11 protein-coding genes are annotated in these 11,782 nt (G+C 70.8%); 3 read left to right on the forward strand and 8 right to left on the reverse strand.

The annotated features are described in order from the left end of the window. Positions 1–119: 119 nt before the first annotated feature. The 7 genes from ACIBTU_RS08710 to mftA form a co-directional block, all read right to left on the reverse strand. Positions 120–593, reverse strand: coding sequence for an ATP-binding protein (locus tag ACIBTU_RS08710; protein ID WP_399125245.1), 474 nt, complete (start codon positions 591–593; stop codon positions 120–122). A 121-nt stretch (positions 594–714) separates the two neighbouring features. Further along, the gene (locus ACIBTU_RS08715) at positions 715–3,021 is read right to left on the reverse strand and encodes an ATP-binding protein (protein ID WP_399125246.1); all 2,307 of its coding nucleotides are present in this window, start codon (positions 3,019–3,021) and stop codon (positions 715–717) included. A gap of 120 nt (positions 3,022–3,141) precedes the next feature. Next, positions 3,142–3,837 carry a mycofactocin biosynthesis peptidyl-dipeptidase MftE gene (gene mftE, locus ACIBTU_RS08720; protein ID WP_399125247.1) on the reverse strand — a complete coding sequence of 232 codons (696 nt, stop codon included), beginning with the start codon at positions 3,835–3,837 and terminating at the stop codon, positions 3,142–3,144. Next, on the reverse strand, positions 3,837–5,030 hold the full coding sequence (mftD, locus tag ACIBTU_RS08725; protein ID WP_399125248.1) for a pre-mycofactocin synthase MftD: 1,194 nt from the start codon (positions 5,028–5,030) through the stop codon (positions 3,837–3,839). Before mftD ends, mftE begins: the two co-directional genes overlap by 1 nt. An 81-nt stretch (positions 5,031–5,111) precedes the next feature. Then, complete coding sequence (gene mftC / locus ACIBTU_RS08730; RefSeq protein ID WP_399125249.1) at positions 5,112–6,326, reverse strand: mycofactocin radical SAM maturase; 1,215 nt, start codon at positions 6,324–6,326, stop codon at positions 5,112–5,114. Continuing rightward, positions 6,323–6,664, reverse strand: coding sequence for a mycofactocin biosynthesis chaperone MftB (gene mftB / locus ACIBTU_RS08735; RefSeq protein ID WP_399125251.1), 342 nt, complete (start codon positions 6,662–6,664; stop codon positions 6,323–6,325). Before mftB ends, mftC begins: the two co-directional genes overlap by 4 nt. Positions 6,665–6,676: 12 nt before the next feature. After that, complete coding sequence (gene mftA / locus ACIBTU_RS08740) at positions 6,677–6,811, reverse strand: mycofactocin precursor MftA (protein ID WP_399125252.1); 135 nt, start codon at positions 6,809–6,811, stop codon at positions 6,677–6,679. Between the two features lie 180 nt (positions 6,812–6,991). Between mftA and mftF the strand changes: the two genes are divergently transcribed. Together mftF and mftG are read left to right on the forward strand one after the other, a co-directional pair. Then, positions 6,992–8,425 (forward strand): mycofactocin biosynthesis glycosyltransferase MftF, encoded by a 1,434-nt coding sequence (mftF, locus tag ACIBTU_RS08745; RefSeq protein WP_399125253.1) that lies wholly within the window; start codon positions 6,992–6,994, stop codon positions 8,423–8,425. Further along, on the forward strand, positions 8,412–10,022 hold the full coding sequence (gene mftG / locus ACIBTU_RS08750) for a mycofactocin system GMC family oxidoreductase MftG (RefSeq protein WP_399125254.1): 1,611 nt from the start codon (positions 8,412–8,414) through the stop codon (positions 10,020–10,022). Before mftF ends, mftG begins: the two co-directional genes overlap by 14 nt. On the opposite strand, the gene ACIBTU_RS08755 is transcribed toward mftG, so the two are convergent. Further along, positions 10,009–10,638 carry a DUF1345 domain-containing protein gene (locus tag ACIBTU_RS08755; protein ID WP_399125380.1) on the reverse strand — a complete coding sequence of 210 codons (630 nt, stop codon included), beginning with the start codon at positions 10,636–10,638 and terminating at the stop codon, positions 10,009–10,011. The two genes, mftG and ACIBTU_RS08755, sit on opposite strands and share 14 nt — an antisense overlap. A 419-nt stretch (positions 10,639–11,057) precedes the next feature. On the opposite strand from ACIBTU_RS08755, the gene ACIBTU_RS08760 reads away from it, so the two are divergent. Next, positions 11,058–11,699, forward strand: coding sequence for a class I SAM-dependent methyltransferase (locus tag ACIBTU_RS08760; RefSeq protein WP_399125255.1), 642 nt, complete (start codon positions 11,058–11,060; stop codon positions 11,697–11,699). The last annotated feature ends 83 nt before the right edge of the window (positions 11,700–11,782 follow it).

The following is an 11,782-nucleotide window of genomic DNA, read 5'->3' on the forward strand; positions in this document are numbered from 1 at the left end:
AGGAACCAGCCGAAGCCGGGCGAACGTACGGCGACTTCAGGCCATACCCTGATGCGATTGACCGGAACCCGCCCGGGTGGGGGATGCCCCTCGGCCCGGAGCATGGCGGCGGGACGGCTTCAGGCGGCGAGCGGCAGGTCGGCCCAGTGAGTGGCTCCTTCCCCGCAGGCGCGCGTGCCCCGGGCGGTGGCCAGGAAGCCGACGATGGCGCTTCCGCGACCGTGCTCGTCGAGTTCGCGGTCGGCGCCGGGGGCGCCGGCCTCGTGTGCCGGACCGCCGTCCGTGACCGCGACGTGGATCGTGTGGTGATCGCCGGGCGGCACGAGTTCCAGGGCGACCGGGGGCAGCGCGTGTTCGACGGCGTTGGTGACCAGTTCGGAGACCGCGAGGACGACCTGGTCCGCCTCGTCGCCCAGGACTCCCCAGCCCTTCAGCGTGTCGAAGGCGAGGCGGCGTGCGATGCCGGCCGCCTGCGGCGCGTGGGGCAGATCCCACCGGAAGGCTTCGCGGCGCGGGACAGGAAGGGTGACCGTGATGCCGGAAGGCGCCATGGCGCCGAAGCCGCTGTCATGGGGAGGGGGAGTGACGTACATGGCCATCGTCTCCGATTACCTGCGTTACGAGTGGAACTGCCTCCAATCTGCCGTGCGGGCAGCGATCCGCTGAGAGTAGAACTACCTGTTCCGATACCTGCCCGACGGCCGCCGGGGCGGTTCACGCACGCCCGGACTGCTGCTGCGCGATCCAATTCGCCACCTGTGTGCGGGTGTTGAAGCCGAGCTTGGTGAGGATCTTCTCGACGTGTCCTTCCGCGGTCCGCAGGGAGATGACCAGCCGTGCGGCGATCTCCTTGTTCGACAGACCCTGTGCCACCAGTTCCGCCACCTCGCGCTCACGCCGGGTCAGCGTCGAAGCAGGGCGTGACGCCGCACTCGCGGGCTGTGCGCGCTCTCGCAGGGCGAGGGCGAGTGTTTCCGCGACCGTCAGGGCGCTGCCCCGCTCGAAAGCCGCGTCGAACTCGGCGTCCCCGATCTTCGTGCGCGCCATCGTCTCGAACCTGGCTCGCTGTGCGAGCAGGAGCGTCCAGCCGAACAGCGGGGCCCCCAGGCCCTGCCACAGGGGATTCGCCCCGCCGAACAGAGTGGCGGCCCGCTGGGCATTGCCCTGCGCCGCCGTGATCCACGCGAGGACATCGAGAGCGAGCGCCATGCCCAGGGTGTCGTGGAAGAACCGCTTGATCTTGAGCGCCTCGCACAGGTCAGCCTCCGCCCCGTCGAGGTCGCCGTGGATCAGCCGCAGGAACCCGCGCCCCCACAGGGCCCAGGACAGCACCCACTGCTCGCCGGCCTCCGTGCAGCGCCGGAACAGCTCGTCGATGATGTCGGATGCCTTGTCGAGTTCGCCCAGGAGGATGAGGGCCGCCGCCAACTCCGTCTGCAGGTTGTTGGGATAGTGGGCCGGTGCCTCGGTCTCGGCGTACCGCTTGAGTGCCTCGGTGAACAGAGGGATCGCGCCGGACAGATCCGTACTGAGGAACTTGCTCAGTCCGCGCACATGTGTGGCGTAGGCGAGCGAGGGAGGGTCGTCCAGCTGGACGGCGACCGTCCAGGCATCCTCGGCCGACGCCGCTGCCGCCGCCTCGTCTCCCTGACACGCGGCGATGTAGGAGACCGTGGCCAGCGCCCAGGCCCGCTCGCGGCTGGGCTCCGCGTCGAGCGCCAGGGCCCGGGAGAGCCAGAGCCTCGCCTCGGTGGGGTGCCCCATCGCAAGCCACAGCCAGGGTGCCGCCGCCATGCTCAGCCCGACGCGGGCCTCGCCCGGTTGGGACAGGCAGTACTCCAGCGCGTGCCGGAGGTTCGGGTGCTCCGTCTGGAGCCTTCGGGCCCACTCCTGCTGGTTCGGGCCGCTCCACTCGTCTCCCGCCGTCTCCATGAGGTGGCGGTACCAGTCGCGGTGCCGCCGGCGGAGGTCCGGTTCCTTCCCCGACTCCCCGAGGCGGGCCTGGCCGTATGCGCGGATGGTCTCCAGCATGCGGAAGCGGACGTGTTCTCCCTGTTCCTCGCGAACGAAGACCGACTTCTCGACAAGTCCGGCGACGGTGTCGAGGACCATCGGCCGGGGCAGCGCCGCATCGGTGCACACGGCTTCGAGCGCGTCGGCGTCGAATCCGCCGACGAAGACGGATGCCCGGGCCCACAGCGTCTGTTCGGCCGGGGTGCACAGGTCGTAGCTCCAGTCGATGAGCGCCTGGAGCGTCTGGTGCCGTTCCGGCAGGTTGCGGTTGCCTTCGCGCAGCAGCTGGAACCGGTCGTCGAGGCGACTCGCCAGATCATGGACGGTGAGGACCCGCAACCGCACCGAAGCCAGCTCGATGGCGAGGGGAATGCCTTCCAGACGACGGCACAGACGGACGACCGCCGCCTCGTTGTCGGGCGAGACCGAGAAACCGGGAACGACCGCAGCCGACCGGTCGGCGAACAGCGTGACCGACGGGTACTGGGTCGCCGTACCGGGCTCGACGGAGTCGCCCGGAGGGGGAGTCGGCAACGGTGGAACGGGGTAGATGTGCTCCCCGGCGATGCGCAGCGCCTGCCGGCTGGTGGCCAGAATCCTGACCTCGGGCGCTGCGCGCAGTACCTGGTTCGCGAGGTCTGCGGCTGCTTCCACCAAGTGCTCACAGTTGTCCAGGACCAGCAGCATGTGCCGTTGCTCCAGGTGATCGCGGAGAACGGTCATCGGGGAGCGGGCCGACTGCTCTTTGATCCCGAGGGCGTCGACCACGCTGTGGGGGAGCAGAGCCGGGTCCTTCAACGACGCCAGCTCGACCAGGCAGACACCGTCCGGGAAGGCCCGCTGCATCTCCGCGGCGACGCGGAGCGCGAGCCGTGTCTTGCCCACGCCTCCGATGCCGGTCAGTGTCACGAGACGGGTCGTGGCGAAGAGCTGCCGGACCGCGGAGACATCCTTGCGCCGCCCCACGAAGCTGGTGAGATCCGCCGGCACGGCGTTCTGCTTAGGCATCGAGTCCCCACGTGCGGAGGTTGGGAGCGGTGATCCGATCGTACCGCCGCACACGTCCCCGGCCGAGGCTCCGGGAGACCCCCGGCGGGTACGTGTGCGCGTGGTTCCCGTCGACCCTGCTCAAGAGACGGTGTCGGTGCGCGGTCGATGCCGGGCCACCAGATCCACGAGTTCGGCCACGGCTTGCCGGAGGAGCCGTCGGCCCTCGTCCGCGCTCGCGCCGGCGGGGTCTCCCAGCACGCCGTTGGCGGTGACGGCCGCCAGACCGGACTCCTGCAGGCGCGGCAGGAGCGTGTGGACCGGGGCGGTGTTCCCGGCCCGCGCCGACTCCAGACGCACCGCGTGCGGGGCCAGCTCCAGCATGACGGACGTCTCGGTGCGGCCCGCGTGGGCGTCACCGTCCCAGTGTGGACCCCAGGCCAGCACATGCCGACCCTCGGCACGCAGCCGGCGCACGGACCGGGTGACAGGCTGTGCGTTGCCGCCGTGGGCGGAGACCAGAACGACCAGCGAGAACGTCTCGGTCGCCGAGCGCACCAGCTCGGTCAGGAGCAGTTCGACAGCCTCCTGGCCGATGGACAGCGTGCCGGGGAACCCCTGGTGCTCCCCGCTGGAGCCGAACGCCACGGCCGGGCTCACCACCGCGGGCACCTGCTCGGCAAGGCGCTCGGCCAGGGCGACGGCGATGTCGGTGTCGGTGGACATCGGCAGGTGTGGCCCGTGCTGCTCCGTGGCGCCCACCGGCACCGCCAGGACGGTCGACCGCCGCACCCGCTCGGCGACATCGGTCCAGGTCAGCGACGCCAGCGCGGTCATCAGACGGACCGGGTCCGCCGCGGAGCCCCGAGGGACCGTGCGAAGCCCTGGGGCAGCACCACGTCGTCGGGGGTGAGGTCGTGGACGGACGAGCGCCCGAGCCCGAGGAGCGCGGAGTCGATGCCACCGCGCAGGACGTCGAGCACGTTCTCCACGCCCGCCTGACCGTTCGCGGCCAGACCCCACAGGTAGGCCCGCCCGATCATCACGGCGCGGGCGCCGAGCGCGAGGGCCTTGACCACGTCGCTGCCGCGCCGCACCCCGCCGTCCAGGAGCACCTCGATCTGGTCGCCCACCGCTTCGGCCACGGCGGGCAGCGCACGGATGGTCGCAGGGGTGCCGTCGAGGTTGTTCCCGCCGTGGTTGGAGACCGAGACGGCCTGGGCGCCGATGTCCACGGCGCGCTTGGCGTCGTCGACGCGGATGATGCCTTTGACGAGGAACGGCCCGCCCCACTGCTCGCGCATCCACCGCACGTCGTCCCAGGTGGGAGGGGGCGTCTGCATCCATTCTCCGTAAGCGCCGAAGAAGGTCGGCGCCTGCCGGCCCACAGCGGTGACGTTCGGGGTGGTGAGGTCGGGCAGCCGGCGGGTCCGGGCGAACGCGAGCAGCCAGCGCGGGTGGGTGATCCCCTCCGGCGCGAAGCGCGCCATCGCCTTGAGGTCGAGGCGCTCGGGGATGTGGGGGCTGCCCCAGTCCCGGCCGTGCGAGAACGACCAGTCCAACGTCACGATCAGCCCCTTGGCGCCGGCCTCCCGGGCTCGCTCCATCTGGGCGACCATGGAGTCCTTGCTGCCCATCCAGTACATCTGGAAGAACGTCTGCGGATTGGCCGCGACGACCTCCTCGACGGGCTTGCTCGCGAAGGAGCTCAGACCCATCGCTGTTCCCCGGGCCGCCGCCGCGCGGGCCACGGCCACCTCCCCGTCCGGGTGCACGGCCTGCACACCGGTCGGGGAGATGATCACCGGGAGGGAGACCGACTGGCCCAGGACGGTCGTGGCCTGATCACGCTTGTCCGGCAGATCCGCGACGTGCGGAGCGAAGCCGGCCTCGGCGAAGGCGGCCATGTTGTCCCGGTAGGTCGTGCCGCGCTCGGAACCGGCGAGCAGGGCGCCGTACACGGAGGCAGGCAGGCGTCGCTTCGCTCGGCGCTGCGCCTCGGCGACGGTTTCGAACCATGCGTTGGGCATGACGCCCCTCTCTTCTTTCGTGGACAGCCGTTCGGGACCGGGCGGCCTTCGGCTTCTCTCGTGAACCAGGCGGTCATCCCGCTAGGCCAGCGGACTTTCGTCGCACAGGCGCGCGGGCCGGCTCTCCCGCCGGACCGGCAGGCCGAGCAGGACGGGCTGCCCGCGTACCGGACCCCGGTGGGAGTGGTCCTCGCCGGGCCGGGGAGCGGACGACCGGTCGCCGGCCAGCGCCGCCTCCGCGTGCCCCTGGACGCACTCCGGATCGGGGCCGTCCAGCGGCAGCCCCGTGAAGAACTTGGCGGCCATGCACCCGCCGCGGCAGGCGTCGAAAGCCGAACACCGCGTACAGGCACCGGCCGATTGAGGCTGCCGCAACTCCTGGAAGAGCGACGAGGAGCGCCACACCCGAGTGAAGCCGCCTTCGTCGCGCACGTTCCCGGCCTTGAACGTGTCATGGATGGCGAACGGGCAGGCGTACACGTCACCGACCGGGTCGATCAGGCACACCACGCGCCCGGCGCCGCACAGATTGAGCCCGGGCAACGCCTCGCCGTAGGCGGAGAGATGGAAGAAGGAGTCCCCGGTGAGGACGTGGTCGCCGTGCTCGACCAGCCAGTCGTACAGCTGCCGTTGCTGCGCCGCCGTGGGGTGCAGTTCGTCCCACACGTCGGCGCCCCGGCCGGAGGGCCGCAGCCGTGTCAGCCGCAACTGTGCCCCGTACCGGTCGGCGAGTTCCTTGAAGGCGTCCAGCTGCCCGATGTTGTGGCGGGTGGCCACGACCGAGATCTTGAACCCGGTGAAGCCCGCCGCGGCGAGGTTGTCCATGGCCCGCAGCACAGTTGCGTACGAACCGATGCCGCGCACCGCGTCGTTGACCTCGGCCGTCGCCCCGTCCAGGGACAGCTGGACGTCCACGTAGTCACTGGCGGCCAGCCGCCGCGCGACCTCCGGGGTGATCCTGACGCCGTTGGTGGAGAACTTGACGCCCACCTGGTGGGCGGTGGCGTAGTCGACCAGCTCCCAGAAGTCGGGGCGCACGGTGGGCTCGCCGCCGCCGATGTTGACGTAGAAGACCTGCATGCGCTGCAACTCGTCGATGACGGCCTTGCACTCGTCGGTGCTCAACTCGCGCGGGTCGCGCCGGCCCGAGCTGGACAGGCAGTGCACGCAGGCCAGATTGCAGGCGTACGTGAGCTCCCAGGTGAGACAGATCGGCGCGTCGAGGCCGTGCTCGAAGTGGTCGATGAGGCGGCCCGATCGGGCCGGCCTCGGCGGTGCTGCGGAAGGCACGGTCATGGCGCCTCCTCTCCTTGCGCATGAGCGTCACCACGGTCGTCCCGACCGGTGCGCTCGGTGATCATCCGGGACTCCGCCAGCCGCGCCAGGGCGTCCCGGTAGCGCCGCGCCTCGGCGGGTTCGACGCCTGCCGCCCGGCAGGCTTCCGCCGCGCTCGGACAGTGGGCCAGTTCTTGTACGACGGTGAGCAGCCGGCGGTCCTTGAGGAAGGACAGCTGGCGGGTCCCGAAGTGATAGAGCAGTGCTCCGAAGGGCTCCGGGCGAACGGCGACCTGGGGATGCACGGTCCAGGCCGCCTCCAGGTCGAACCGCGCGGTCCCGTTCCTGTGCGTGGGCATGGTGTCCATGCCTCAGTACACGCCGCACATGCCGTCGATGGACACGTCCTCGACGAGCAGGTCCTCCTCGACCAGCTGGTCGTCCTCGGTGAGAGGACGGTCTGCGGCCGAGGTCTGGGCGTCGTCGGTCGGTGAGTCGTCGGTCATGGAGGTTCCCTTCGTCATCCGCGGCGCGGCCGGGCGCCGCGTCGCAAGGTGACCGTAGGGAGCACCGGTGCCGTGTATGGGCCTGCGCCGCACATGCTGCCCACCTGGGGGATCGACCGGGCCGGGGCACCGGGTGAAGGCTGGTCGTCCGGCTGTACCGACGCTCGAGGACACCTTCTGATGGACGTTCCCCCTCTCCCCGCGGCCTTCCGGCTGCGCCCCGACCCCGGCCTGCGCCTGCTGCGGGGCGGACGGGTTCTGCTGGGCGGCTCCCCGTACCGGCTGATGCGGCTGACGGCACGCGCCGTGCCGGTCGTGAGCGCGTGGTTGGACGGGAAGCCGGTCGGGGGAGGGCGAGCGGCCGGACTGCTGGCCCGTCGGCTGGTCCAGGCGGGCATGATGCATCCCGGTCCGCCGTCCGAGGCTCCGCGTCCGACCGTGACGTTCGTCGTGCCCGTCCGGGACCGGTCCGAGGACCTCGCCCGCTGCCTGGCCGGTCTGAGCGGCGGACCGGACGTGATCGTCGTGGACGACGCCTCGACCGACCCCGGCGCGGTGGCGGAGGTCGTGAGGGCCGCCGGCGCCACGCTGGTCCGCCGCCCGGTCAACGGCGGCCCCGCGGCCGCGCGGAACACCGGACTCGCCCGTGCCGCCGGCGACTTGGTGGCCTTCGTGGACTCCGACTGCCTGCCGGAATCCGGGTGGGCCGACGCCCTGCTGCCGCACTTCGCCGATCCCGCGGTGGCCGCGGTGGCGCCGCGCATCGTGGCGGCGGGATCAGGCAAAGGCTTCCTCGCGGCCTACGAACGCGCGCGCTCGGCCTTGGACATGGGTCCCCGCGAATCGCTCGTACGCCCCGGCGCACACGTGCCCTATGTGCCCAGCGCGGCGCTGGTCGTGCGGCGCGCCGCGGTGGCCAGAGGATTCGACGAGGGCATGCGCGTGGGAGAGGACGTCGACCTCGTGTGGCGGCTCGCGGCCGACGGTCACCACGTCCGCTACGCCCCTACGGCGACCGTCGCCCACCGGCACCGGACGCGCCCGCGCCAGTGGCTGGCCCAGCGCGTGCAGTACGGCAGCTCCGCCGCACCGCTGGCCGCCCGGCACCCGGGCCTGCTCCCGGCCACGTCGATGTCCGGCTGGAGCGCGCTCGCCTGGGGACTCGTCCTGGCGCGGCGGCCGCTCGCCGGTGCGCTGGTCACCGCAGGAGCGACCGGCCTGCTGGCCCGCAAACTCGCGGGCTGGTCGGACCGGCCGTGGACCACCGCCGCCAAGCTGGCAGGAGGCGGCACCCTGACCGCGGGCGAGCAGCTCGGCCGAGCCGTGACACGTACCTGGTGGCCGCTGGCCCTGCCGCTGGCCGCCGCCGTACCCCGGCTGAGGATCCCCCTCGCCGCGGCCGCCCTGCTGCCACCGCTCCTGGAGCACCGCCGCAGCCGCCCCCCTCTTCCGGTTCTGCCCTGGACCCTGGTGCGCCTGGCCGACGACGCCGCCTACGGCCTCGGCGTCTGGAAGGGCTGCGTCCGCGAGCGCACCACCCGGCCGCTCCGCCCGAGACTGTGGTGGCGCTCCGCCGACGGCGTCACACCTCCGTCCGGACGTGACCGTGCGTAAGGCCCCGGACCGGAGATCCGCCGATGTGATCGTGGTGGGAGCAGGGGCTTCCGGCGCCGCGCTGGCGGCCCGCCTGAGCGAGGACGCCGGACGCACCGTGCTCCTCCTCGAGGCGGGGCCGTTCCCGCGCCGTCTGCGTGAGTTCACGTCCGAACTGCTCGACGCGCGGCTGATTCCCGGAGCCCGGCCGGACCACCCGGCCGTCCAACGGTACGCCGCACACCTCACGCCGCAACGGCCCTACACGGTGGTCCGTGGGCGCCACCTCGGGGGCTCTACCACCGTCAACGGCGGCTACTTCGTCCGCGCGCGACGCGAGGACTTCGACCGCTGGGCGGCAGCGGGCAACCCCGCCTGGACCTACGACCGCATCCTTCCCCTGCTGCGCGCCCTGGAGACGGACCTCGACCACGGCGCAGACGCACTGCACGGGGGCCGCGGACCGGTGCGCGTACGCCGTGCATCCCTCGATCACCCGGCGGCGGATGCCTTCCGCGCCGCGGCGGACCACCTCGGCCACCCGTCCGAACCCGACAAGAACGACCAGGCGCCGCCGGGCTTCGGCCCCGTCCCCTGCAACGCCGTCGACGGCGTGCGACTGAACACCGGTCTCAGCTATGTCCTGCCGGCACTGCACCGCCCCAACCTCACCGCGATCGGTGACTGCCACGTCAGAAGGGTCGTCTTCAGCGGCGGCCGCGCCACAGGAGTCGTCGTACGACGACACGGCCGGGAGGTGTTCCTGGGCGGCGGCGAAGTCGTCCTGTGCGCCGGTTCCCTCGCCACTCCGCACCTGCTCCAGCTGTCCGGAATCGGCCCGCGTGCCGTCCTGGAGCGGCTCGGCATCCCCGTCGTCGTGGACTCCCGAGCCGTCGGCACCCGGTTCAGCGACCACCCCCAACTCGTTCTGGAGTGGACCCCACGGCAGGAACTGCCCGCACCGCGCGACTCCTGGCTGGGGGGCTGCCTGCACCTGTCGTCCTCGGACGGGCCCCATCCGGGCGACCTGGAGATCCTGCAGTCGCTGGTCCCCTTGGCGGGACTCGTCGGCGGCACGACGACCGTTCCGGGCGCGCCGCTGCCCTTCCTCGTCTCGGTGCAGTCACCCTCCAGGACAGGCCGCCTGTCCCTGAGGTCCGCGGATCCCGAGACACCCCCGAGCATCGAGTACGGCTATCTCACCGACCCCCAGGCCCGCCGTCGCCTGCGCGAAGCGGTGCGAGCCACCGCGGAGATCGTCACCACACCGGCATTCGACGGCATCTCACACGGGCTGCTCCAGCCGGTGCAAGCGGCACTCGACCACGATCACGTGCTGGACGCGTGGATCGACCGGAACATCGGCACCGCTCACCATACCTGCGGGACCGCACCGATGGGCCCGGACGGCACGGACGCGGTGGTCGACCAGTACGGAAGGGTCCACGGCGTGCACGGTCTCCGCGTCGCCGACACCTCGATCCTGCCCACCGCCCCGCTTCGCGGCCCAGCGGCAACGGCCGTGCTCATCGGCGAGTTCATCGCGCACGCCATGCGCGATGAACGTCCCCATGGGCCGAACCCGCTTGGCCGTCCGGCGGGCGTCAGGAACTGCTGACGGCGGAGACGACGCTCGCGACAGTGACGGTGTTGAAGACGAAGGCGATGATGGCATTGGCCGTCACGGTGCGCCTCATCTCCCGTGACAGCACTTCGACATCGGTCGTACCGAAGGTCGTCATGACGGAGACGGCGAAGTAGACGTAGTCGGACCAGCAAGGTTCCCGGTCACCGGGGATGTCCAGACCGGGTTCGTCGTTGACGAGATCGTCGGCTTGGAAGGTGACGGCGAACGACACGGCGACACAGATCCAGGCGACGACGACCAGAGCGAGCGCCACCGCTGTGCGGGGCGCTTCGTCGAACGCGGAGGTGACGTGCCCGGGCAGCCAGACCGTGGCGATCAGGAGCGCGGCGGCGGCGATCGGAATTCCGACGCCGGGGCCTGGTGCCGTGCCGAGGACGTAGCGCTGGAGCACGGTGCCGCGCGCTTCACGGTGGGCCCAGGCGCGCACGGCGTCCCTGGACGCGGACGAGAAGGCCACCGACGTGATCAGCAGGTAGGGCAGGAGATAGGCGAGCAGCACGAGAGCGCCGGTGTCCGCCACGGAGATCTCTGCCCAGGTCTGGTCGACGGCCAGCAGAGTGCCCGCTGTGGCGGCCGCGATGAGCATGCTCGTGGTCGAGCGCCGGCGTTCGGAGAGCCATGGGTACACGGGACGAAACTCCTGTTGTCGACGGAACGACCCTCGACCGCGCCTTCTCCGCGCGCGACTTGACTGCGCTCATGCTGGGGGTTTGCCGGCAGAGCAATGAGATCGACACCGTTCGATCCTTCGATCCGGTCTGATCGACTTGCGGGAGGCTGGTCTGACGAATGGTCTATTGAGGTACGGGATCGCCTCTGGCCAAGCTTCTCAGGCCAGGAGGGCCGTTCGCTGTGGAAAGAGTGGCCGTGTCTGCGGATATCGGAACGTGTCTATTGACCGTCGCAAGGACCGCGTACCTTGTCAGATCGTTGTCCACTACGAGTTGGGGCGGCTGGTCGATGGTCACGGGCGACCTGGGCAGGGCCGCCGGAGAGGTGACCGTCATGCCGAATCTGGACAGCCAGATTCCCTACTGGGACGCTGCCGCGGCCACGAAGACGTTCACTCATCCGCTCCACCTGCCGTGGCTGGACGGAATCGACAGGCACGCGGCCGTCCTCGACTATGGGTGCGGCTACGGCCGCACCCTGCAGGAACTCGCGCGGCATGGCTTCGACAACCTCAGAGGCGTGGACGCTTCGCCAGGAATGATCGACCGGGCGCGTCTCGTCCACCCCGCCCTGCATTTCACCGTGCTGGACGAGCCACCGCGCTCGCCATGCCCGGATGCCTCCTTCGACATGGTCGTGCTCTTCGCAGTGCTGACCTGCATTCCTGGGGAAGAAGCTCAGCATCGACTGATCACTGAGCTTCATAGGGTCCTCAAACCCGGCGGAATTCTGTATGTCAGCGACTACTTGCTGCAGAACGACGAACGTAACCGCATGCGCTATGACCGCTGTGCCGCCCAGTACGACAACTACGGTGTGTTCGAAACCGCCGACGGCGCGGTCTTCCGCCATCACCCCAGTTCGTGGTTCCCCCACCTGCTCTCGGCCTTCGAAGCCGTCGACTCCCGGAAGATCACGGTCAACTCCATGGGCGGGCACGAGTCGACGGCGATCCAGTACCTCGTCCGCAAGTAGCTGGGCGCCAGCGACCGGATTTCGACCATGTGCTTTTCCTGAGCGCAACGCCGCCGAAACACCGTCTTCCTACCGTCACCCCC

Origin of the sequence: Streptomyces sp. NPDC050145 (assembly GCF_044460245.1) — a bacterium.
Taxonomy (GTDB): domain Bacteria; phylum Actinomycetota; class Actinomycetes; order Streptomycetales; family Streptomycetaceae; genus Streptomyces.